This window comes from Olsenella uli, from assembly GCF_901212655.1.
GTDB classification, from domain to species: domain Bacteria; phylum Actinomycetota; class Coriobacteriia; order Coriobacteriales; family Atopobiaceae; genus Parolsenella; species Parolsenella uli_A.
Genome location: NZ_CAAKON010000043.1, coordinates 38,016 through 60,506 on the forward strand (window position 1 = coordinate 38,016; position 22,491 = coordinate 60,506).

Annotated in this window: 18 protein-coding genes; 14 read left to right on the forward strand and 4 right to left on the reverse strand. The window is 64.8% G+C overall.

Annotated elements, in window-relative coordinates; translation table 11 throughout:
* Window positions 1-60 precede the first annotated feature (60 nt).
* Together EFAMC2_RS08230 and EFAMC2_RS08235 are read right to left on the reverse strand one after the other, a co-directional pair.
* Window positions 61-654: a hypothetical protein gene (locus tag EFAMC2_RS08230; RefSeq protein WP_154028484.1), complete on the reverse strand. Its 594-nt coding sequence runs from the start codon at window positions 652-654 to the stop codon at window positions 61-63.
* Window positions 655-770: 116 nt separating this feature from the next.
* A complete protein-coding gene (locus EFAMC2_RS08235; protein ID WP_154028486.1) occupies window positions 771-1,244 on the reverse strand; it encodes a hypothetical protein in 474 nt (157 codons plus the stop codon).
* 412 nt (window positions 1,245-1,656) lie between these two features.
* Between EFAMC2_RS08235 and EFAMC2_RS08240 the strand changes: the two genes are divergently transcribed.
* Complete coding sequence (locus EFAMC2_RS08240) at window positions 1,657-2,781, forward strand: hypothetical protein (RefSeq protein ID WP_187325246.1); 1,125 nt, start codon at window positions 1,657-1,659, stop codon at window positions 2,779-2,781.
* 666 nt (window positions 2,782-3,447) lie between these two features.
* Window positions 3,448-3,639, forward strand: coding sequence for a hypothetical protein (locus EFAMC2_RS08245; RefSeq protein WP_154028487.1), 192 nt, complete (start codon window positions 3,448-3,450; stop codon window positions 3,637-3,639).
* Between the two features lie 1,206 nt (window positions 3,640-4,845).
* Here the strand turns inward: EFAMC2_RS08245 and EFAMC2_RS08250 are convergent.
* Entirely contained in the window at window positions 4,846-5,706 is an 861-nt protein-coding gene (locus EFAMC2_RS08250; protein ID WP_154028488.1) for a DegV family protein, read from the reverse strand.
* Between the two features lie 387 nt (window positions 5,707-6,093).
* Here EFAMC2_RS08250 and EFAMC2_RS08255 point away from each other — a divergent pair, with 387 nt between their 5' ends.
* The 3 genes from EFAMC2_RS08255 to nhaA all read left to right on the forward strand — a co-directional run bounded on the left by EFAMC2_RS08255 (window position 6,094) and on the right by nhaA (window position 9,621).
* Window positions 6,094-6,669 (forward strand): DUF1836 domain-containing protein, encoded by a 576-nt coding sequence (locus tag EFAMC2_RS08255; protein ID WP_187325247.1) that lies wholly within the window; start codon window positions 6,094-6,096, stop codon window positions 6,667-6,669.
* 231 nt (window positions 6,670-6,900) lie between these two features.
* Window positions 6,901-7,845: a DHH family phosphoesterase gene (locus EFAMC2_RS08260; RefSeq protein WP_154028490.1), complete on the forward strand. Its 945-nt coding sequence runs from the start codon at window positions 6,901-6,903 to the stop codon at window positions 7,843-7,845.
* A gap of 171 nt (window positions 7,846-8,016) precedes the next feature.
* Window positions 8,017-9,621: a Na+/H+ antiporter NhaA gene (nhaA, locus tag EFAMC2_RS08265; RefSeq protein WP_222838571.1), complete on the forward strand. Its 1,605-nt coding sequence runs from the start codon at window positions 8,017-8,019 to the stop codon at window positions 9,619-9,621.
* 775 nt (window positions 9,622-10,396) lie between these two features.
* On the opposite strand, the gene EFAMC2_RS08270 is transcribed toward nhaA, so the two are convergent.
* Window positions 10,397-10,657, reverse strand: coding sequence for a hypothetical protein (locus EFAMC2_RS08270; protein ID WP_154028491.1), 261 nt, complete (start codon window positions 10,655-10,657; stop codon window positions 10,397-10,399).
* A 477-nt stretch (window positions 10,658-11,134) separates the two neighbouring features.
* On the opposite strand from EFAMC2_RS08270, the gene EFAMC2_RS08275 reads away from it, so the two are divergent.
* The 9 genes from EFAMC2_RS08275 (at window position 11,135) to EFAMC2_RS08315 (ending at window position 22,298) form a co-directional block, all read left to right on the forward strand.
* Window positions 11,135-12,442, forward strand: coding sequence for an aminotransferase class I/II-fold pyridoxal phosphate-dependent enzyme (locus tag EFAMC2_RS08275; protein ID WP_154028492.1), 1,308 nt, complete (start codon window positions 11,135-11,137; stop codon window positions 12,440-12,442).
* A 389-nt stretch (window positions 12,443-12,831) separates the two neighbouring features.
* A complete protein-coding gene (locus EFAMC2_RS08280) occupies window positions 12,832-13,716 on the forward strand; it encodes a tetratricopeptide repeat protein (RefSeq protein WP_154028493.1) in 885 nt (294 codons plus the stop codon).
* Between the two features lie 12 nt (window positions 13,717-13,728).
* A complete protein-coding gene (locus EFAMC2_RS08285) occupies window positions 13,729-14,040 on the forward strand; it encodes an STAS domain-containing protein (protein ID WP_154028494.1) in 312 nt (103 codons plus the stop codon).
* A gap of 85 nt (window positions 14,041-14,125) precedes the next feature.
* Window positions 14,126-14,734 carry a twin-arginine translocase TatA/TatE family subunit gene (locus EFAMC2_RS08290; RefSeq protein WP_154028495.1) on the forward strand — a complete coding sequence of 203 codons (609 nt, stop codon included), beginning with the start codon at window positions 14,126-14,128 and terminating at the stop codon, window positions 14,732-14,734.
* Complete coding sequence (tatC, locus tag EFAMC2_RS08295) at window positions 14,734-15,522, forward strand: twin-arginine translocase subunit TatC (protein ID WP_154028496.1); 789 nt, start codon at window positions 14,734-14,736, stop codon at window positions 15,520-15,522. The genes EFAMC2_RS08290 and tatC overlap by 1 nt, the downstream gene beginning before the upstream one ends.
* Window positions 15,523-15,770: 248 nt before the next feature.
* On the forward strand, window positions 15,771-17,138 hold the full coding sequence (locus tag EFAMC2_RS08300; RefSeq protein ID WP_154028498.1) for a YfcC family protein: 1,368 nt from the start codon (window positions 15,771-15,773) through the stop codon (window positions 17,136-17,138).
* A gap of 21 nt (window positions 17,139-17,159) precedes the next feature.
* On the forward strand, window positions 17,160-18,386 hold the full coding sequence (locus EFAMC2_RS08305; RefSeq protein ID WP_222838572.1) for a M20 family metallopeptidase: 1,227 nt from the start codon (window positions 17,160-17,162) through the stop codon (window positions 18,384-18,386).
* A gap of 190 nt (window positions 18,387-18,576) precedes the next feature.
* Window positions 18,577-21,141 (forward strand): DNA topoisomerase I, encoded by a 2,565-nt coding sequence (locus EFAMC2_RS08310; RefSeq protein ID WP_154028500.1) that lies wholly within the window; start codon window positions 18,577-18,579, stop codon window positions 21,139-21,141.
* A gap of 308 nt (window positions 21,142-21,449) precedes the next feature.
* Entirely contained in the window at window positions 21,450-22,298 is an 849-nt protein-coding gene (locus EFAMC2_RS08315; RefSeq protein WP_187325248.1) for an HAD family hydrolase, read from the forward strand.
* The last annotated feature ends 193 nt before the right edge of the window (window positions 22,299-22,491 follow it).

Here is a 22,491-nt window from a genome sequence, read left to right on the forward strand (position 1 = left end):
GATCTGTGCGGTTTCGCTGCCAGCCACAGCCACTTTGACTCGCCTCCTGACGGACGGGAGTCAAAGTGGCTGGCAACGGGGCCTCAGAAGCGGCTGCTGGAGTCTCTGGGGTGGCTGGCTGAGATGGCTGGAGGGCTCGACCCTTTCTTGTTTGGAAAATGAGTCAAAGTAGACGGCAACCCTCTGACTCATGCGTAGATTGCGGCGGATCAGTCTCGGAGGCAGCGGGGCCGCAAGTGCGTCGTCGAGCGCGCTGGCGAAGACGTCCGGCGCAAGGGAGTAGTTCTGGAGCGCCCGCTCCATGGCCTGCGCGGGTTCGCCGATGAGCTGGTCGAGCAGCCCGCCCGCAACCTGCGCACTCCGGGCGCCTCCCTCGGGAGGGGCGACATGGCGCTGGCTGAGCAGCTCGCGGAGCAGGCGCGGCACGGAGACGGTGAAATCGTCGAAGTCATTCGAGGTCAGCGAGCCGGGACGCGCCTGCTTGAAGCGCTTGGTAAGCGTGGAGCGATGGCTCAGGTCATCTGCGTACGCGCGCGGAATGGAACCGTTGTCTGCAAGCACGAAGCCCGCCGCCTCCTTCATGGTCATGCCCATGGTGGAGAGCGCCTCGATCATCGCCGAGGTGGGGGTGCTGTAGAGCGGTTTCGGCTTCATTGTGGTCCTCCGGATGCGTGCGAACTGCGTTGCAAGCATCGTCATGCCACTTTTGCCGAATATGTTGTACAACAAATTGAAACTTGGCGGGAGGGGATGGGCGGCGCCAGGCCGGGCTACAGCTCGTTCACGCGTCCGCTCGGGCGCTCGCCACTCATTCCGGCGAGGGCGTCCTGCAAAGCATGGCGCCGCGCGGACTTGCCCGGCGCATCAGAGTTGCGGCGGAACCGCGAGAAGAGACTGCGATTCTCGGCGCGGGTTACCCAGATGTTCTCGGCCGTTGCCGCGGCAATGTCCACGTGCGCCGTCTGGTCGTTGAGCAGCACCACCACGGTGAGGCCGGGATGCGTGCGCAGGTCCTTGGTAGTGAGTTCGCCCTGCTCAACCACGATGGCGCTGACATCGCGGAGGGGGTCCGGCGCGAGGACCCCGGCAGCCTGGGGGCCATCCGTTCCCGTGGCGGCGAGTTGCTGCGTTGCGTGAAGCGTGGCGCAGGTTGCGATGTGCACCGAGCGTTTTCCCCATTCGCCCAGGAGCTCGCGCTCATAGCCGAGGTCTGTGGTGGGTCCAAGGTACAGAATGGTGTGCATGGGGCTCCTCCAGGGTTTTGCCCGACGCGGTGGGTTCGGTTGCGCTTCTTATGGCTGATACGTTACCCACGGTTCGTTGCGCCGGGGTTACATCCCGTGTGCGACGTGGTTACCTTCGGGCGGCGGCATTCCTGGGGACGGGCGCTTGGTTTGGTCGACTGACTTGTGCATTGGTTTGGGTCGGAGCCTGGTCAGACAGTTGGCCTAGGCGAGAGCGCGGCGATGTCCGGCGGCCCTATGAGGACGAGACCCGTTTGTTGCGCAACAAACTGTCCGCCTTGGGTCCTATGTTCGGTGCGTGAAAGAAGCCGGACCTCCTCCCGCTTGGCATCCTGGGCGTGCGCCCATATGCTCGGCGCTCGAGGGGAGTGCCGCCATGGTAGCGGTCCGGTTGTGAGCGGGGGAGGACAGCATGGACCAGGGCAACAAGGCGAAGCGGATCATTGCGACAGTGCTCGCGATCGTTGCGCTCGTGCTCGTGGCGGTGGTTGGCTTTGTGGGGTGGAACAAGGTCGAGGCGGACCGAGCCGCCAGGGAACGACACTCCATCACGCTCCCGCTTACGGCCACCTCGTTTGACACTTCCACTGGCTCCAAGCTGCCGGTTCACGTGACGGGCACCAATGCGTCCGGGTCTGTGGACGGGGTCCAGTTCGTCGATGACCAGGGCGCCGGCATGAGTCTCACGCCCGGCACGTACCAGCTCGACTTCCCGGCGTCGCCCATTGCCGCGGACGGCTCGCTCTACACGCTGTCCTCCAGCGGGCTTGGCCTCACCATCGCCGATGTGGACCGCGGCGCGTCCGTGGCGGTGAACCTGCCGGAGGGCACGGAGATTGCGCTCGCGCCGGTGGACGATCCAGCCACTACCTCGGACGATGACGTCAATCGCGCCAAGGACTATGCGTCGCGCGAGGGTGCGTGCCCAGATGGCGTCTCGGCCGACGACCTCGCCGGCAAGGCGGCCGACAAGCGTAACCAGGCCCTCGCGGACAAGAAAGCGGCCGAGGAAAAGGCGGCTGCCGAGCAGCGCGCCGCCGAGGAGAAGGCTGCGGCGGAGGCGGCTGCTGCGGCACGGCACGTCAAGGCTGCCGAGTACGAGTTCGATATCCCGCAGTATTGGGTTGGCCGCGTAAACGCGCAGGTGAACGGTAACGAGGTTGATATCTATTCGAAGAAGTACCCGTCACGCAAGGTGTGCTGGGTGGAGGTTGAGAAAACGGAGTACTTGGTGGCCGGAGACATCGGCACGTCACAGATGGGCCTTCCCGTTCCGCTCGACTCTACGCGCAGCGTGCAGGTGTGGGCAAATAGGTGGGCATACCAGGCGGCATCCGACTTTTGGCGGAATCAGGGCTACGCAAGTATTTCACTCGACGAAGCCGTTGAGCTGACAAATTTGCAGTCGGGCGGAAGTGTGAGTTACGACGCCGTTGAGGCCTCCATGGGGACCAACGGCCCCGAAGACCCAACGTACATGTCTGCGCCGGATGACTACATCAGCGCAAACGTAACCGACACCATCAAGCCTCTGTAGACAGTGGATATGCGAATAGGGGAGTTGCATGTTCTGCTTAAACTGCGGCGCGGAGAACGCCGGCGGATCGTTGCCGTGCCCGGCGCCGCTGCATCTGGCGCGGCGGCTACGTCTATTGGCAGAAGGCACAGGCAGAGCATGCCACCTGGGAGGCCGAGCACGACACCCATGCGGTGACGGTGTCGCTCGCGGCCACGAACTTCGACACGTCCACGGGCTCCAAGCTGCCCGTTTGCGTGACTGGCCCCAATGCCGACGATCTCATCCAAAAGGCCGACGATAAGCGCAGCTAGGCCATTGCTGACAAGCAGACCAAGGAGAAACAGGAAGAGGAGGCTCGGCAGAAGGCCGAGCGGCAGGCCGAGCGGCAGCGCCTGGAGGCTGCCAAGAAGGCGCGCTACCATGTCGAGAACACCAAGAAGGCCCACTACCACGTCGAGAACAAGTACTTTATCTTCGACGCGCCCGAATACTGGTACGACTGCGTCACGATTCAGAGTGTCGACACCAGCATTAGCGTTGACTCGAAGAAGTGTTCGAACCGACGTATTGCCCCTATATACACCTCGATGAACTACATAAGCAGCCAATCATTTGTTGGGTGGCTCACATATGGTGATGACGGCACGCGAGCGTATATGAACCTGCGTACCGATTACGGGCAAAGTGGTTTCCTATTCTTCCGCCACGGGTTCTACCGATGCCGACGCCCAGTATTCGGAGGACGAAGCCAACGGGCTGGTTGACCTTGAGACCGGCGGCGCCTACAAGACGCTTGTCGACTATCAGGCGGCGGCCTCGTTGCAGTTCGTGGACTTCTCGTCTCAAGTCATTATGAGCGGCGCGACGGACATCTAGCACGATTGCTGCGCGAAGCTCATGGACGGTTGCGTTGCCGCGCTTCTTTAGGGAGCAGGCCGCGTGAGGGATGCCGCTGACCCGCATGAGCGATTCGCGCGGCCGGTCGTGCGACGTGCGCCCAGTCGTGCGGCGTGCAGGCGGTCGTGCGGCGTGTACAAAGCGCAGCCCGCCGTGTGGCGTGCGGCCGGTCGCGTGGCGTATGCAAAGCGTGGCAGGTCATGCGGCGTGCAGGCGGTCGTGAGGCGTGCAAGGTGCCGTGTGGCGCGCAGTCGGTTGTCTGGCGCGTAGCCGGTCGTGCGGCGTACACAAAGCGCGGCCAGACCTCGCGCTCGTTGCGCGACCCTCCCTCTTGTGTCCACAAACTTGGGCGATTGCGCTGTTGGGGCAGCCGGGACGCCGCTTTGTCCAGGAAATCGGGTGATTGCGATGCCGCGGCATCCGAAGATATGGCTCAGACCGGAGAACGCGTCGTTTGGTCTGAGTTTTTGCGGCGGTTGGAGATTGCTAGCTCGCAGGTATGTTTCGGCCTAAGCAATCTACCTGCATGTTCCCTCATCTACTGAAGATTGCGAAAGGGCGGCGGGGGAGTAGCGCCATCGTATGATTGCCGTCGCAGCGCCTCTGCTTTGCAATCGGCTCGATTCGTGGACAGACGTGCTGTTGCTGGCGCCTCGCCTCCGCAATCGCGGCGATTCGTGGACAGATGGGGGCTTCGGGCGTGGGGTACGGGCGATTTGTTGGGCAAAGCCAGGCCCGCTCCCATGCCGATGGGCCTGGTGCCTGTCTGCCCAGCGCAGTCGCGGCGATTTGTGGATAAGCGGGTGGCTGCAGGCGCCCCGCCTCTGCAAACACGGCAATTCGTGAGCAAACGATTGGCTTCAAGTGCCCCGACTCCGCAACTGGGCCGATTCAGGGGCAGTTGGGTGCCGCGAAGCCTTGCCTGCTTGGCCCCTATCCGCCTAGTTCAGCGCGGGCTGAACGGCCATGTCCACGGAACTCGGGCCGGTGTGCCAGATGAGGTTCGGAGCCCTCGCCCTCGACTTCGCCGCCGCCGCAGAACCTGCCCCGAGGACTTATCCGTCTAGTTCAGCGCGGGCTGAACGGCCATGCCCACGGGGCTCGGGCCGGTGTACACGACGGGGTTCGGAGCTCTCGCCCTCGACTTCGCCGCCGCCGCAGAACCTGCCCCGAGGACTTATCCGTCTAGTTCAGCGCGGGCTGAACGGCCATGCCCACGAGGTTCGGGCCGGTGTGCACGATGAGGTCCGGGGAGATCCCGCTCTCGATTACGTCGACGACGTTGGGAATCGTCGCGCGCATCTTGGCGGCGATCTCGTCCAGGCGATCCTCGGCCTTGGTGCAACACACGGCGCAGACCACCTTCGCGTATTTCTTGGCCTCTTCCTGGACAAAGGCCAGCTCGGCGGCCAGAGCCTTGTCCCAGCCGCGGCATTTCTTCACGGTGGCGTACTTGCCCTCCGCGTCGCAGAAGAACACCGGCTTCAGGTTGAGCATGCTGCCCAGGCGATACGTGGCCTCGTTGATGCGCCCGCCGTGGCGCAGGTACATGAGGTCCTTCACCGTAAAGTACACGCGCGTGTCCGCGGAGACCTCCTCGAGCTTGCCCTTGAGGTGCTCGAATGGCACGCCCTCCTCGACCATGCGCACCGCAGCCATGACCACCATGCCAGCGGCCACGCCGATGCTCTTCGTGTCCACAACCTCCACCGGGAAGTTCTCCATGTGACTCGCCACCAGCTCCACCGTGGAGTTTGTGGCCGAGAGGCCGGAGGAGATCGTCACGAACACGGCACGCTCGTAGCCGTCTGCCTGGGCGGCGTCGAGCGCCTTCTGGATGTCATCGGGGCTCGGGAGGCTCGTGGTGGGAATCTCCTGCGCGAAGCGATCGATGACCTCGTCGGTGGTGATGTCCACGCCCGAGCGGAACGTGCCGTCTGAGTAGTTGATGGCCAGGGCCACCTGGCGCACGTCGTGAGCTGCGGCAAAGTCCGCGGGCACGTTGGTGCCCGTGTCGGTGAGGATGGCGATGCGCTGGTCGTTCATACAATCTCCCTGCATGTGGGTGGTTGCCTCGATTCTCCCCCGTTTTGTGAGGGAGAGACAAGTCGTAGGCCCCTGTGTTTCGACCAGAAGTATACCTAGTATCGAAAACTAGATACGGTTGAATTAGATAATGTGTAAACTGGGTCCTGATGAGACGTCACCGAGATGGAGGCTGTTTCGCCTGGGCCAAGACGTTGCCGCTGACCCTGGCCAAGACGTTGCCGCTGAGGTAGAGACCTTGCTGCAAGAAGGGTGTCTCCGTCTGGGCGGAGAATGCCGTCGCTTGCGGAGGGCGCCGCCAAAGCGTCATGGCGAAAGCGGAGGGCGGGACCGCTTACGGAACGGCGCCTCGATACGGCTGCGACAATCGCGGAGAGAGGGGGTGCCATGACTCGAGAAACGAATCGTATGCCCGGCGACCTTGCGCCGGCAGACTTGTCCCAGCGCGTGCGTAGCCTCCACATCGCGCGCATCGACGAGATGCCGCGCATCGACCTCTACCTGGACCAGGTGCTCTCCCTCGTCTCCGAAGAGCTCAGCTTCATGGCGCTGCCCGGTGAGATGCTCCTCACGGGGTCGATGGTGAACAACTACGTCAAGCAGAAGCTTGTGCCTGCCCCCGCGCGCCGCCGCTACACGCGCCGCCACGTGGCTACGCTCATCTTTGTGTGCGCGTTCAAGCGCGTGTTCTCGATTTCCGAGGTAAAGGGCCTATACGAGGCGTGCGTGGAGTGCGGTGTCAACGTGGCCAGCACCTATGACGAACTGGTGGGAGCGCTCGAGCAGGCGCTCGCCGCGCGCTTTGGGCTGACCGAGGGCGCAGACGCGATGGCCGCGCCAAACGTGGCCCTGCTCGACCTCGCCGGCAACGAGGCGTCGCCCGAGCTCTCGCACCTCATGAGCGCCGGCATCGAGGCGGTTGCCGACAAGGTCTTCGTGGAGCAGTCGCTGCGCGTGCGCTAGGCACCTGCCAAGCACTCGGGCTGGGTGTTCGCCGGCGCCTGGGTCCCACGCCTCGCCTCGCGCGGAACCCGGAGTCTCGATGTCTCGGCCTGCGCGACGCCACCTCGAATCGCGGCGTCGCCGCCCGCCTCGTCACCCGTCCATCGCGGCGCTACCACCTCACGCGCTACAATCAAAAGGATGCGTATGCGCGGGCCCGCACTCGGCCTGCCAGAAATCGAAGGAGAGCCAATGAGCACCGTCTACGTCTTCGGCCACAAGAACCCCGACAACGACGCCATCATGTCCGCCGTCGTCCTCACGCAGCTGTTGAACCAGGTCAAGTTCGAGGGCAACGAGTACGTCGCCCGTCGCCTGGGCCCGCTGCCCGCGGAGAGCGCCAAGCTTCTGGCCGAGACCGGCACCCCCGAGCCCGAGCTGCTCGAGTCCATCGAGCCCGCCGCCGATGGCGCCGAGCCGCAGAAGGTCATCCTCTGCGACCACAACGAGAGCGCCCAGACTGTCGACGGCATCCACAACGCCACCGTGTTCGGCGTGGTTGACCACCACCGCATCGGCGACTTCGAGACGGCCGCCCCGCTCTACTACATCTGCCTGCCCTGGGGCTCCAGCTGCACCATCGTGCGCCGCCTGTTCGACCTCCTCGGCCAGACGCCCACCAAGGAGCAGACGAGGCTGCTGCTTTCCGCCATGATGACCGACACCCTTATGCTCAAGAGTCCCACCACCACCAATGTGGAGCGCGAGCTTGCGCCCAAGATGGGCGAGGAGCTTGGCGTTGATCCCATCAAGTTTGGCATGGACGTCTTCTTGTCCCGCCCCTCCGGTTCCTTTACGCCGGAGCAGATGGTGGGCAACGACATCAAGCAGTTCGAGGTGGGCGACAAGAAGCTGCTCATCGGCCAGTACGAGACGGTGGACAAGACCCGCGCCCTGGGCATGATCCCCGAGATTCGCGAGGCCATGCGTGCCTACCAGGCCGAGAAGGGTGCCGACGGCATCGTGCTCTGCCTCACCGACATCATGGAGGAGGGCTCCCAGGTCCTCTTCGAGGGCGAGACCGAGGTTGCCCAGAAGGGCCTCGGCATCGCCAACGAGGCCGACGGCGTGTGGATGCCGGGCGTGCTCTCCCGCAAGAAGCAGGTTGCCGCGCCGATTCTTGCCGCTGCCGAGTAGCACGAGGCGCTCGCAAGTGGTGCGAGCCACTCACAAGTGAAGCCATGGGCCGCCGGCGCCCCGTGCGTCGGCGGCTTTCCACTATAACGCCGGTTGCCCCTCGCTGGGCGACAAGCACCGGCGCCCCGTGCGTCGGCGGCTTTTCTCGAGGTCGAGGCTTGAAGGAGCAGCATGCCCCAGCACATCAGCAAGAAGAAGTTCCGTGTTCGCTTTGCCAAGAGCGGGGACGGAGCGCATGGCTCGTCTGTAAGCGGGAAGGGGAGGCCGGGGGCTTCGCGCGAGGATGGGAAACCGACGGCTCCGCGCGATGCTGACAAGCTGGCGGACTCGCGCGAAGGTGGCAAGCTGACGGACCCGCGCGAGGTGGGGGAGGTGCGGGCGCAGCGCCGGGGGAAGCGCAAGAAGGGAGAAACGGCCCCACGCAACCCGATCATCCGCGAGAACGCCGTTGCGCGGCGTGCGGAGCGGAGAAGTGCGCTCGCGGTCTTCACCTCAAACGGCACCATTGCAGCCGCGACGATGGTGGTCGCCGCCATCCTTGCCGTGATCGTGGCCAACACGCCGGCGTATGAGCCCGTCCATCACTTCTTTGAGACGCGCATCGGCCTCATCGCCGGCGGCTGGAGCGCCACGCTTACGCTCGAGCAGTTCGTGAACGACTTCCTGATGGCGATATTCTTCCTGCTCGTAGGAATCGAACTCAAATATGAGATGACCGTGGGGCAGCTGCGCCGTCCGCGCCAGGCGGCGCTGCCGATGCTTGCCGCGGTGGGCGGCGTGGTTGGGCCCTCGCTCATCTACCTCGCGCTGAACCTCGCCGCGGGTGCGGAAGGCGCACCGCATGGCTGGGCCGTTCCCATGGCAACCGACATCGCCTTCGCGCTTGGCATCATGTCGCTTCTGGGGGGCCGCGTGGCGCCGGCGACCAAGGTCTTCTTCTCCACGCTCGCCATTGCGGACGATATCCTCGCCATCATCGTGATTGCCGTGTTCTATGGCCAGACGCCGCACTTCACCTGGGTGGCCGCCTCGCTTGCCTGCGTGGCGGTGCTGTCTGCGTTGCACGGCGCGCGCGTCTACTCGGCGCGGCCGTACCTGGCCGCGGGCGTTGTGCTGTGGGTGTGCATGTTCAACTCGGGCATCCATGCCACGCTGGCCGGCGTGATTCTGGCGCTGTTTCTGCCGTCGCGCTCCGACATTCGCCTGGGGTCTCTTTATGGCTGGCTGGGCGAGAAGGCCCAGCAGCTCGATGACACGTACGACGATGAGGCCCACGTGCTTGGCCAGCACGACTTCACCGTGGCGGCCGAGGGCGTGGAGCGCGTGCTGCATCACGTGACGCCGCCGCTGCAGCGCGTCGAGAACGCGATTTCCGTGGCTGTGAACTTCGGCATCCTGCCGCTGTTTGCATTTGTGAACGCGCAGGTGAACGTGGTGGGCGCGGATCCGAGCGCGATTCTGGCGAGTCCCGTGGCGCATGGCGTGTTCTTTGGCGCACTGTTGGGGAAGCCGATCGGTATCATCGGCGTGACGTTTTTGCTGGTGAAGGTGGGGTTTGCGAAGCTACCGCGCGGCGTGGACTGGGCGCAGGTGATAGGCATGGGCCTCATGGGCGGCCTGGGCTTCACGATGTCGATTCTCATCTCCGGGCTCGCGTTCACGGACGAGGCCGAGGTGCTCGCAGCCAAGTGTGCGATTCTCGCCTGCTCCGTCGCCGCGGCCGTGATTGGCAGCGCGTTCGTGCTGCTGGCGACGCGCGGGCGCGAGGGGGCGTAGGGCGTCGAGTAGGGCGTCGACGATTCCGCTCTGCCCATGATTGCCTTCCGTGGCGCCCCGGCGAGGCGGTCGACGCCCCTCATCTGTCCGCGAATGCCGGCGATTGCGTTGCCGGGGCAGCCGACACCCGCGGTCTGTCCACGAATGCCGCCGATTGCGCTGGGAAGATGGCACGGTCGCCCATCATTTGTGCTCAGGTCAAACCACTTGGCGCAGCATCGTTTTCCAGCAAAGCATCTACCTGCGGTTTTGCAACGCCAGGCCAAACGCGAATACCTCATTTGAATATCGGTGCCACCCAAACGCGACGCTTGGGGTGCCGCGGCATCGCAATCGCACGGATTTGTGGACAAAAGGGGGCTCGCAGCTGCCGCAGCGACACAACGGGAGGTTTTGCCGGAATCGGAGCTTGCCTGAGACTTAAGCCGGAGGGTGGCGCCGTCTGAGCAAGAACGATCGTCCTTGCCGTCGGCGGTTGATACGTGATGCGCTCCGCGAGAGGGGCAGCGAACGTCGTGCTGGTCCGTCGCTGAGAGACTCGCTCCGTCCCTCTGTACAAAACCGCCGGTATATCAATCGGCGACGAACTCTGTGTCACCTTACTGAGTGAATCCGATGATAATTGCCGCGTGCAATTGGAGCCGCGTGCTACGCTCCGCATCTAATGGTCGCGTCGGTCCCCGAACCCGAACCGCTGCGCACCGTCGGGGGCGGCGGACATGGCGTGATGGGGGCGTCACGTGATGACGGGCGACTTGTGGCCGCGGTCGTCTCGTTACTCCACGGTGCCGAAGCGCTGCGTCCAGCCGTGGGCGGCGAGTGCGGAGTTGAACTGGTCGGCCAGGCGAGCGCGCTCGTAAAGGCCGCTCGGAAGCATGGCGATGATCTCGACCAGGTCCTCGGGGAAGTCGTACATCTCCGCGCGCACCTGTACATCGAGGTTGTCGACGTACTTGTCATCGAGGAAGAGGGCGTCGACAAAGCGCTGCAGCTCGCCGTACTCGTCGGAGTCTGGTATGTAGGGAGGCTTTTCCATGCGCCCTATAGTAGCAGGAGCCTTCCGCTGTGACGATAGCGTGGCCGAGTGGCGCCTTCCGCCGCGATGGGGCATGGCCTGGGCGGATTCCACTCGGTTGGAGTTCGTGGAGGCGCCTCCCGCCGTGATGGGGCATGGCTTCTGGGCATGGCTTGAGGGCGTGGCTTAGCGAAACCCTCTTCCCGCGAGGAAGCGCCCCTCCGCTGTACGGGGGCCACCCGCGGTGACGAGGGTATGGTTTGAGGCTGCAGCTTGAGGCCATGGGGAGGCCGTCGTGGTTCGGCGGCGCGTGGACCCCGTTGTGCTGGTCGCGGGGCACGTTGACAGCGGATTCGCCCGGCGCGCGACCCACAGATCCGTCCAGCGCGAGCCGCCTATCCATCCAACCCGCATCGTCATCCGCCCGAAACCAGCCCCCGTCCGCACAAAGCTATACTCGAACGTACGCGTGTGCGGCCCCGTCCCAAGGAGACAGCGATGCCCAACATATATGAGAGCATGACCGACGAGCAGCTCGATGCCGAGATCACGAAGCTCGAGGCAGAGGTCGAGACCCTGCGCTTCCGCGACCTCACGCTCGACATGACCCGCGGCAAGCCGAGTCCCGAGCAGGAGAACCTCTCCCGTCCGATGCTCGACGTGCTCACCTCCACGTCCGACCTCGCCAACCAGATGGTCGACGCCGCCAACTACGGTGCTCCCGATGGCATCCCCTCCGCCCGTCGCCTCATGGCCGACGTCCTTGAGGTCGACCCGCAGCACCTCATCCTGGGCGGTTCCTCGAGCCTGAATATCATGTACGACATCGTCACCAACGCCTGGCTGCACGGCATTCGCGGCAACGAGCCGTGGGGCGAGCAAGCCCGCAGGCACCCGGTGAAGTTCCTCTGCCCGAGCCCTGGCTATGACCGTCACTTCCTCGTGTCCGAGAACGCCGGCTTCCAGAACGTGCCCGTGCGCATGACGGCCGACGGTCCGGATATGGACGAGGTCGAATGCCTCGTCGAGAACGACCCCACGGTCAAGGGCATCTGGTGTGTCCCCAAGTACTCCAACCCCACTGGCGTCACCTACTCCGACGCCACGGTGCGCCGCTTCGCCGCGCTCAAGCCTGCTGCGCCCGACTTCCGCATCTTCTGGGACAACGCCTACGTGGTGCACGACCTCTCCGACCGCCCCGACGAGCTGCTCGAGATTTTCGGCGCGCTCAAGGAGGCCGGCAACGATGACCTCGTCTACGAGTTCGCGTCCACATCCAAGGTTACCTTCGCTGGCTCCGGCATCGCAGCCGTTGCTGCCTCTGCCGGCGACCTCGCCGAGCTCAAGCACTGGTTTAGCGTGGAGCGCGTCTGCGGCAACAAGATGAACGAGCTCATGCACGCGCGCTACCTGCGTAACAAGGCCGGCGTGCTCGCCCACATGGCCAAGCACGCCGAGGTGCTGCGCCCGCGCTTTGCCCTGGTTGAGCAGAAGCTCACCGAGGGCCTCGGCGGCACCGGCTGCGCCACCTGGAGCCATCCGCACGGCGGCTACTTCGTCTCCTTCGACGGCCCGGAGGGCTCGGCCAAGCGCATTGTGGCCCTCGCCGCCGAACTTGGCGTTCGCATGACGGCCGCCGGCGCCACCTGGCCCAACCGTCACGACCCGCACGACACGAACATCCGCATCGCGCCGTCGTACCCCTCGCTCGACAACCTCGAGGTGGCGCTCGACGTGCTCGTGGTCTGCACCAAGTACATTTCGGCCAAGCTCGCACGCGAGAAGCGCGCCGGCATCGCCGAGTAGGCGCACGGCCGAGTAATCAACTCGCCATCATGGCGATGAGTTACCCCAGGCAAAGTCTGCCGTCTACTTTGACTCATTCCGCGCCCCGTTCCGATTGGAGCGGGGTGCGGGCGTTAGGTTCTGCGGCCGCCGATGGGCCAAAGTGGATGGCGAGCTAGGTGGGTGCTCGACTGTCAATGAGTCAAAGTAGTCGGCAGACTGACTCACCAATGAGTCAAAGTAGACGGCAGGCTGACTCAGGCAGGCTGACTCATGCCCGGTTGACCCTCCCCGTAACAGATGTGTGAACGCACGACCCCGCGACGAGCTCTCTGCTCGCATCGCAGTGCCGTGCGGTATGATGTGCGGCACATGTGCCAGCAAGGCATGCCGAGAGGGGACTGTCACCAATGACGGGAAAGCACGAGAAGGACCACGCTACGCAGGAAGAGGCCGAGAAGCCCAAGAAGACCGTGAAGCCGGGCTCGCGTCGCCCCGTGGTGCTCGTCGCCGTCATTCTGTGCTCCATCATCATGGTGGGGTCCATCCTGCTGCCGTCGCTCTCGGCTATCGTGTCCGGTGTCAACAACAGCAAGCAGCAGGCGCGGGCCGCCGCCGAGATCGCCGCGGCCGACGCCGAGACGGCCGACGCCGAGACGGCCGACGCCGCCACAACGGACGCGACCACAACGGAGGCCGCCGACACCGCCACGGCCCAGAGCACCGTGCTCGACAACATCAACTCGCGCTACTCCGGCACCGTCGAGACGCTCGAATCCAAGCTCTCCGAGAATCCCCAGGACGCGGCCACGCTCATCAACCTTGCCAACAACTACTACCAGTGGGCGAGCTATGCGATGCGGTATGCCAGCTCCGACGACGAGCAGCAGCATGTGACCGACCTGCTTACCAAGGCCGAGGGCTACTACGACCAGTACCTCGCGCTCGATGACGCCAGCACCGCGCGCGCCTCTCGCGCGATGTGCCAGTTCTACCTTGGCGATCCCACGGGCGCGCAGGCCGTGCTCGAGGAGCTCGTCTCCCAGGACGCCACGTTTGCCCCCGGCTGGGCCAACCTTGGCCTCGTCTACCAGGCGCTGGGCAACACGGACAAGGCCACCGAGGCCTACAACAAGGCGCTTTCTTCTGACCCTACTAATAAGTACGGGTTGCAGAGCACCGTGAATTCGCAGCTCTCTTCCCTCACGGCCTCCACGGGCAGTGCGGATCCCTCGAGTGCCACCACGAGTGGTGGCCGCCTTGCGGACGCACTGGCCAGCGGGACCGGAAAATAACAGGAGGACGTCGTGAACCTTACGATTACCAGCAACACAGAAAACGCCCTGCGCCTCGTCGCCGTCCATGGCGAGGTTGACGTCTCGAACGCCGGCGAGCTGCGCGAGGGGGTCGACGCCGCCCTCGACGCCAAGCCCGGCAAGGTGGAGGTCGACCTCTCGGACGTGGCGTACATTGACTCCACGGGTATCGGCGTGCTCGTGGGTGCGTCCCACCGCGCCGATGACGCGGGCATTGGGTTCGAGGTCACCAATCCCCAGCCCAACGTGCGTCGCGTGCTGGGGCTGCTGGGCCTGGAGAAGGAACTCAAGATCAGCGAGTAGACAGAGATGGATCTGGGCGCGCCGGTCGTCGCTTGCGTGAGCGGCGCCCGGTGCTTGTCCGTGCTTGCTGTCTAAGGAGGCATACATGTTCGGCATCGGAGATCAGGAGCTCTTCCTCATCCTGTTGTTCGCGTTTCTCATGTTCGGCCCCGACAAGCTGCCCGGCCTGGGCCGCACCGTGGGTCGCGCGCTGCGCCAGTTCCGCACGGCGCAGGAGGGCATGACCAAGGTCGTGCAGTCCGAGATCATCGACCCCATCCAGAACGTGGCCGACACGGACAAGGGAAAGGCGGCCGCCGCGGCCGCCAAGGAGGACGAGGACCTCACGGAGGAGGAGGTGGCAGCCGCCAAGCCGGCTGAGACCTTCGCCGAGCGTCGCGCTCGCCTTGCCGCCGAGAAGGCCGCCACTGCCGGCAAGGCCGCGGGTGCTGCCGCCGGCAGCGATGCCGATTCAGACGCTGATGCTGATGCGGGCGGGGGCACGGCTGAGGGCGCCATCGCTCCCGCCGAGCCCGAGAAGCCGGAGCCCGCGCCCACCTCGGTGGCTGCGCTCTATGGTCTTGATGACGATGACGATGACGAAGATGACGACGACGTCGCCGCTGACGCCTCAGCCGCTGAGTCCGCCGGTGACGCCGACGCTGACTCCGATGCCGACGCCCCCGCCACCACCAACGACGAGGAGGACGCGTAATGCCCGTCGGACCCGCAAAGATGCCGCTGTTCGATCACCTCTCCGAGCTGCGGCGCCGTCTCACCATCATCGTCGTCTGCATCCTCGTGACCGCGGTGGTCATCTATGCCGCCACGCCCACGCTGATTCAGCTGCTCATCGACCCTATTCGTGAGTTCATCCCCAACAACGGCCAGCTCTATATCACCACGGCCCTCGGCGGCTTCACCCTGCGCTTCAAGGTGTCGATGTTCTTTGCTGTCATCGTGTGCTGTCCCATCATCATCTTCCAGACGCTGGGCTTCTTCATGCCGGCGCTTCGCCCCAACGAGCAGCGCTGGGTTGTGCCCACGGTCACGGCGCTCGTGTTCCTGTTCTTCTTCGGCATGGTCTTTTGCTACCTGGTCATCCTCAACGCAACCTTTGGCTGGATGCTTGACCAGACCACGGACTTTGGCGCCATCTTTGCCAACGCCGAAGACTACATCAACATCATCATGCTGCTCGAGCTGGGCTTTGGCGCGGCGTTCGAGCTGCCGCTTGTGATCTTCTACCTCTCGATTTTCCACGTGGTGCCCTACAAGACCTTCCGCGAGGGCTGGCGTGGTATCTACGTTGGCCTGCTCGCGGGCAGCGCCGTGGTAACGCCCGACGCCAGCCCGGTCACGATGTTCCTCATGTTCGGCGCCGTCGTGATTCTGTACGAGATCTCGCTGTTCGTTGCCAGGCGCGTGCTCATCGCGCGCGACGGCAAGGCTTCGCTCAAATGGACGCGCGAGGAGTACGAGGAGCACAAGCTCGAGGACTAGTCGGTTTATCTGGCCGCCTGCCCCACCGGCTCGCGCATCAAATTCGCTCGCTCAAGGGCCGCGTGCCAAAACCGCCTGCCCCCATAAGTTCTGCTGCCAGTTGTTTACGAGGCGCGCATCCCTGCCCGGGGGTGTGCGCCTCGGCCATATACTTGGCGTGCATTATCCGCAGAGCATGGGGGGTTGCAATGGCAGCAACGGGGACCGTCGCGGCAGACGGTGCGAAGAAGGCTAGGAAGCCATTCAAAATGCCGCATACGTTCGTCATCATCTTCATCATCATTCTGGCGGTGACGGCGCTCACCTGGATCATTCCCGCAGGCAAGTACGTCCGCGTCGAGAACGCCGCCGGGGTCAAGGTCGTCGACCCGACGCAGTTTTCCTTCGTCGACCGCACGCCCGTGAATCCGCTGCTTATCCCGCTCTATATCGTGCAGTCGATCTCCAAGCGCATCGACCTCATGATGGTCATCCTGTTCTCGGGCGGCGCGTTCACGCTCATCACGAAGTCCGGCGCGCTCCACGCCGTTGTCGCGAAGGTCGCCAAGGTCTTCCAGGACAAGCTCTACATCTTCATCCCCATCATGACGACGACCTTCGCGCTCATCTGCACGACCCAGGGCGTCAACCAGTTCATTGCGTTTGCGCCCGTCATCGTCATGATCACCCGCGCCATGGGACTCGACTCAATCGTCGGCGCGTCGATCATCCTGCTCGGCGGCTGCGTGGGCTTCACGACCGGCACGCTCAACCCCTCCACGACGCTCATCGCACAGGAGGTCGCCGAGTTGCCGGCCTTCTCGGGCATCGAGTACCGTGCCGTATGCTTCGTCGTCTTCGATATCATCACGAACGTCTACCTCGTGCACTACGCGCTCAAGATTCGCAAGAATCCCGAGCTTAGCCCGATGTACGACCTCGATTCCAAAAACGACGAGCTCAAGGCCGACATCGACTCTTTCGCGCCGATGGACGCACGCAAGGCGCTCGTGCTCGTCGCGTTCGTGGCGTCGCTCGCGGCCATCGTCTACGGCAGCATCGCGCTGGGCTGGGACATGCCCGAGATTGCGGCCGTCTTCATCGGCCTGGCCATCGTCGTGGGCCTCATCGCCGGCGAGACCCCATCCGAGATCTCGCGTGACTTCTCCGACGGCTGCAAGAAGATGCTCAACGCCGCGCTGATCATCGGCCTGGCGACGTCCATCTCCACGATCATGACGGCAGGCAACATCACCGACACCGTCGTGTGGGCCCTGTCGTCCGCGCTGTCCCAGGTGCCGTCCGTTTTCATGGCGCCCGCGATGTACATCGTCGACGTGCTCATCAGCTTCATCATCGTCTCCGGCTCCGGCGAGGCGGCCGCGGTCATGCCGATCATGGTGCCGCTCGCGGACCTGCTCGGCCTCGGCCGTCAGACCGCCGTCTTGGCCTTCAACTTCGGCGACGGCTTCTCCAACTACATCCTGCCGCACTCCACAGCGCTCATGGGCGTGACCGGCGCGGTCAATATCCCCTACGACCGCTGGATGCGCTTCATGTGGAAGATGTTCCTGATCTGGACGGCCGCCGGCTGCGTGATGATGGTGATCGCGCAGCTCGTCGGCTACGGACTGTAGCGCGAGGGGAGAGGGGCACATATGAGCGAGGAAGAGTTCGACGTGACGCCCGCGCCGATGGACGAGCGCAAGCGCCGCGTGTTCAACGACATCGATCAGATGCGGCCGCATCTGATCGAGATGGCCGACTACATCTTCGACAACCCCGAGTTCGGCGGGGCGGAGTTCAAGGCGTCCAAGCTGCTCACCGACGAGCTCGGGGCGCACGGCTTTGCCGTCGAGCGGGGGCTGGCCGGGTTCGACACCGCCTTCCGCGCGGTGTGGGAGCACGGCGAGGGCGGTCCTGTGCTCGGGATCCTGTGCGAGTACGACGCGCTCGTGGGTCTCGGCCACGGCTGCGGCCACCACATGCAGGGGCCGGGCTGCCTGGGTGCGGCCTTCGCGCTCAAGGACCTCGCGGAGGCCGAGCCGGGTGTTGCGCCGTTCAAGCTCGTTGTCTACGGCACGCCGGCTGAGGAGACGCAGGGCGCCAAGTGCGCGATGCTCGACACGGGCTATTTCCGCGACATCGACGTGGCGCTTATGATGCACGGCTCGCCCACGACCTGCACCGATGTACGCAACCTCGCAGACAAGACATTCCGCGTCACCTACCACGGCGTCCGCGCGCATGCCGCCATGGCGCCCGAGCGCGGCCGCAGCGCCTTCGACGCCCTGCTCGTGGCCTTCAACGGCGTCGAGTTTCTGCGCGAGCACGTGCCCGACGACGTTCGCATGCACTATACCGTCTCCGAGCTCCCCGGGCCCGAGAACGTCGTGCCCGCCAAGGCGGTGGGCGAGTTCTCCCTGCGCGCCGGCTCCAAGACCACGCTCGACGCGGTGGTCGTGCGCTTCGAGGATATCGTGAGGGGCGCCGCGCTCATCGCGGGGGTCACCTACGACCTCGAGGTTTCCAAGTACTTCTTCAACAAGATTCCCGTGCTTCGCCTGAACGAGCTGCTCATGGCAAACGCCAAGCTCGCCGGCGCGCCGCGCATCGCCCCGCCACGCAAGAAGACGGGCTCGAGCGATTTCGGCAACGTCATGCACGAGGTGCCCGGCTCGTGCATCCGCGTGGCCTTCGTGCCGGTGGGCTCGGTCGCGCACTCGCAGGAGTACGTCGACGCGGGCAAGACCGAGGCGGCCCACGACTGCGTCGTCTACGGCGCGAAGTCGATCGCCGGCTGCGCCTACGACCTCGTCCGCGACCCGTCGCTTCTGGTCGGAATCCGCGACGAGTTCGATGAGATGCGCAAGGAACTTGCGTAATCGAGCTTGGCGCTCGGTTGACGGTGGGGTACTTTAAGAATCTCTGGCTGGCAGGCGCCTTCGACGCCCGGCCTGCGCGGAGGCGGCCTGCGCCCGTGTTCGGGGTGCTGCGGCCGGCGCCGTGCGACCGGGCGTTCTCGAAGGCGCCAGCGGCACGAGGCGAAGGCACGTCGCCAACGAAAGGGCACCATTGAAGCTCGTCATCACCGAGAAGAACGACGCCGCCGAGAAGATCGCAGCATTGCTGTCCGAGGTCGGCAAGCCCAAGAAGGACAAGGTCTACGACACCCCCGTCTACCGCTTCCAGCGTGACGGCGAGGAGTGGGTGACGATCGGCCTGCGCGGCCATATCCTTGCGCCGGACTTCCCGGCCGAGCTCAAGTTCAACAAGAAGCAGGGCTGGTACGCCGTGTCCGCCGAGGGCGAGGTGCTGCCTGCCGAGGTGCCGGACGGCCTGCCGCGCCCGCCGTTCAAGAAGAAGAAGCCGTTCCTCGAGGACGGCGTGGACATCAAGGGATGGAAGGTCCCGAGCCTGCCCTACCTCGTGTGGGCACCCATCGAGAAGCTCCCGGCGGAGAAGGGTATCATCCGCTCGCTCAAGAACCTCGCCAAGAAGGCGGATTCCGTGGTCATCGGCACGGACTTCGACCGCGAGGGCGAGCTCATTGGCTCCGACGTCCTCTCGCAGGTGCTCGAGGTCAACCCAACGGCTCCCGTGACGCGCGCTCGCTACTCGGCCTATACCAAGGGCGAGATTGACCACGCCTTCGCCAACCTCGTCGAGCTTGACCAGGATCTGGCAGACGCAGGAGAGAGCCGCCAGTACATCGACCTCATCTGGGGCGCGGCCCTCACGCGCTACCTCACCATGGCACGCTTTGGCGGTTTTGGCAACGTGCGCAGCGCCGGCCGCGTGCAGACGCCCACCCTCGCCCTGGTGGTGGAGCGCGAGCGCGAGCGCCTGGCCTTTGTGCCGGAGGACTACTGGGTGATCAACGGCCTGGCGCGCGAGCAAGGCACGGACGAGGAGGACTCGTTCAAGATCGCCCATGCCGAGGGCCGCTTCAAGGAGCAGGCCCGCGCGGATGCGGCGTTTGCCAACGTGCGCGATGCCAAGACCGGCACGGTGACGGCCGTCACCAAGAAGCAGCGCACCCAGCGCCCGCCCGCGCCGTTCAACACCACGAGCCTCCAGGCCGCTGCCGCTGCCGAGGGCCTCTCGCCCGCGCGTACCATGCGCCTGGCCGAGAGCCTCTACATGGACGGCCTCATCTCCTACCCGCGCGTGGACAACACCGTCTACCCGGATTCGCTTGACCTGCGGACCACGGCCAAGATGCTCTCGGGCGTGCCGCAGTACGCGCCCTACGTGAGCCAGCTGCTCAGGGCCAGCGAGATCCATGCCACACGCGGCAAGCAGTTCGACACGGACCACCCGCCCATCTACCCCACGGGCGTAGCCGACCCCTCCAAGCTGCAGCCGGCCGAGTGGAAGCTCTACAACCTGGTGGCGCGCCGCTTTTTGGCCACGCTCTCCGACGCCGCGGTAATCGAGGGCACCAAGCTCGCAATCGATGTGAACGGCGAGCCCTTCAACGCCTCCGGCGACGTGTTGAAGGTGCCGGGCTTCCGCGGTATCTATCCCTTTGGCCTCAAGCGCGACGAGCAGCTGCCGGCGCTGTCCGAGGGCGACACCGTGGACGTCTCGGGCGTCAAGCTCGAGGCCAAGCAGACCGAACCGCCGGCGCGCTACAGCCAGGGCAAGCTCATCCAGGAGATGGAAAAGCGCGGCCTGGGCACCAAGTCCACGCGCGCGAGCATCATCGAGCGCCTCTACACGGTGAAGTACCTCAAGAACGACCCGGTGGAGCCAAGTCAGCTGGGAATGGCCATCATCGATGCGCTGACGGAGTTTGCGCCGCGCATCACCTCGGCCGACATGACGAGCGAGCTCGAGCAGGACATGACCAAGGTGGCCAAGGGCACAGACACCCAGGACCAGGTGGTTCACCACTCGCGTGCCCTGCTCGCCGGCATGCTGGACGCGCTCATCGAGCACAAGGACGATCTGGGCGAGGCTATCGCCGACGCCGTGACGGCTGACGCGCGTGTGGGCGCGTGCCCCAAGTGCGGCAAGGACCTTGTGGTCAAGAGCTCGGCCAAGACGCGCGGCAGCTTTGTGGGCTGCATGGGCTGGCCGGACTGTGACGTCACCTACCCGCTGCCGAGCGGCGTGCGCTACGAGGCGCTCGAGGGCGACGCGGCCGTATGCCCGGAGTGCGGCGCGCCGCGCATCAAGTGCAAGCCGTTCCGTGCCAAGGCGTACGAGATCTGCATCAATCCCAAGTGCCCTACCAACTACGAGCCCGACCTCAAGGTGGGGGAGTGCAAGGCATGTGCTGAGGCGGGGCGCCACGGAGACCTCATTGCGCACAAGAGCGAGCGCAGCGGTAAGCGCTTCATCCGCTGCACCAACTATGACGAGTGCGGCGTGAGCTATCCGCTGCCCGCCCGCGGCAAGCTCACGGCCACGGACGAGACCTGCCCCGAGTGCGGGGCGCCGATGATCATCGTGGAGACCGCGCGCGGTCCGTGGAAGAAGTGCGTGAACATGGACTGCCCCACCAACGAGCGCAAGACCCCGGCGCGCGGTCGCGGTGCCGCCGCAGCCAAGAAAGCTACGGCCAAGAAGCCGGCCGCCAAGAAGGCAGCTGCGAAGAAGTCCACCGCGAAGAACTCCACCGCGAAGAAGTAGCCGCGCAATTGCTTGCATTGCGGAGGAGGATCGCTCGGTGGTTCTTCGTACGGGGGAGTGCTGTCGGGCGGGCGGGGTGAGTGTCGTCGCAGCGCCAGATTGGCTGAGGCGAGTTCCCACTGGAGCGGGCGGCCGCTGACGCGTAATGCGCGTGCCGCAACGTTTGCGCCGCGAGCGTCCGCCCACTCGGGTAGACTGAGCCTCTCAAGAGCCCGGTGGGCTCCTGCGGTCCTTAAGTCTCTTGGCAGCTCCTGCAGCATCTGAGAGCTGCAACAATGGCGCGGAATCGTCCGCCAGAAAGGCCTCGCATGTTCACTCCCACTCCCATCCCCGCTGGCCTCGAGCGCGTCGGGCTCATCGCCACCGACGTCGACCACACGCTCTTCACCGAGGCGGGCGAGCTGCCCGACGGCATCGACGCCCGTCTCGACCAGCTCCGCGAGCTCGGCGTCACCTTCGCCATCGCAAGCGGGCGCCAGCTGGGGACGCTTCGTCAGGTCTTTCCGCAGTATGCGGACAACTCCGTGCTCATCTCCGACAACGGAGGCTCCATCGCCGAGTGCGGCAGCATCGTCTATCAGGCCGAGCTTCCGATTTCGGAGGTTCGTGAGCTTGTGGCGCTCACGCGGCGCTTCGGGGGCATCGGCATCATCCTCACGCCTAAGGTGGCCTACGTGGAGGCCCGCCACGCAGAGGAGTGCGAGGAGTTCTTCCACCGGTTCTACCTGGATATCGAGTGGGTGGACGACCTTATGGCCGTGGACGACGTGGCCGACAAGTACACGATCTACTACCCCAACCATGACGCGAAGCGCGCGCTCGACGAGCAGTGGGCGCCCGAGCTGACCGGCCGCTACGAGCTGGCGCTCGGTGATGTCATGTGGGTGGACGTGGCGCCGAAGGGCGTGAGCAAGGGTTCTGCGCTCGAGCGCCTCGGCGAGCTGTGCGGGATTGACGTGGCCGACATGCTGGCGTTTGGCGACACCTTCAACGATGCCCAGATGCTCGCGACCGTGGGCTTTGGCTTCATGATGGCCAACTCCAGCCCCGGCATGGAGCGGTATGGGCGCTACGTGGCTCCCAGCAATGAGGACTTCGGCGTCGTTCAGGTCATGGACGAGGTCATCGCCGCCAAGCGCAACCAGCTGCGGTCATAACTTCCGCCTCGAGCCTAGAAGTGCTATCGGGCTCGAGGTTGTGACCGCGAGCGGTCGGCCTCCGGCCCCTTGGTTGATACGCGGTGGTCATAATCTCAAGCTCAGGATTCGAATCGTGCCCGAGCTCAAGGGTATGACCTTCCCGTCACGCGCTCATCTCAACAGGGTTGATTTCCGATCCCAACCGAACACA

Bases quoted from the DNA above. Each gene is read 5' to 3' on its own strand.
- EFAMC2_RS08290 (WP_154028495.1), top strand. From the start codon at position 14,126: ATGTTCGGCATCGGAGATCAGGAGCTCTTCCTCATCCTGTTGTTCGCG.
- nhaA (WP_222838571.1), top strand. From the start codon at position 8,017: ATGCCCCAGCACATCAGCAAGAAGAAGTTCCGTGTTCGCTTTGCCAAG.
- EFAMC2_RS08270 (WP_154028491.1), bottom strand. From the start codon at position 10,657: ATGGAAAAGCCTCCCTACATACCAGACTCCGACGAGTACGGCGAGCTG.
- EFAMC2_RS08305 (WP_222838572.1), top strand. From the start codon at position 17,160: ATGAGCGAGGAAGAGTTCGACGTGACGCCCGCGCCGATGGACGAGCGC.
- EFAMC2_RS08315 (WP_187325248.1), top strand. From the start codon at position 21,450: ATGTTCACTCCCACTCCCATCCCCGCTGGCCTCGAGCGCGTCGGGCTC.
- EFAMC2_RS08260 (WP_154028490.1), top strand. From the start codon at position 6,901: ATGAGCACCGTCTACGTCTTCGGCCACAAGAACCCCGACAACGACGCC.
- EFAMC2_RS08280 (WP_154028493.1), top strand. From the start codon at position 12,832: ATGACGGGAAAGCACGAGAAGGACCACGCTACGCAGGAAGAGGCCGAG.
- EFAMC2_RS08240 (WP_187325246.1), top strand. From the start codon at position 1,657: ATGGACCAGGGCAACAAGGCGAAGCGGATCATTGCGACAGTGCTCGCG.
- EFAMC2_RS08250 (WP_154028488.1), bottom strand. From the start codon at position 5,706: ATGAACGACCAGCGCATCGCCATCCTCACCGACACGGGCACCAACGTG.
- EFAMC2_RS08230 (WP_154028484.1), bottom strand. From the start codon at position 654: ATGAAGCCGAAACCGCTCTACAGCACCCCCACCTCGGCGATGATCGAG.
- EFAMC2_RS08235 (WP_154028486.1), bottom strand. From the start codon at position 1,244: ATGCACACCATTCTGTACCTTGGACCCACCACAGACCTCGGCTATGAG.
- tatC (WP_154028496.1), top strand. From the start codon at position 14,734: ATGCCCGTCGGACCCGCAAAGATGCCGCTGTTCGATCACCTCTCCGAG.
- EFAMC2_RS08255 (WP_187325247.1), top strand. From the start codon at position 6,094: ATGACTCGAGAAACGAATCGTATGCCCGGCGACCTTGCGCCGGCAGAC.
- EFAMC2_RS08275 (WP_154028492.1), top strand. From the start codon at position 11,135: ATGCCCAACATATATGAGAGCATGACCGACGAGCAGCTCGATGCCGAG.
- EFAMC2_RS08300 (WP_154028498.1), top strand. From the start codon at position 15,771: ATGCCGCATACGTTCGTCATCATCTTCATCATCATTCTGGCGGTGACG.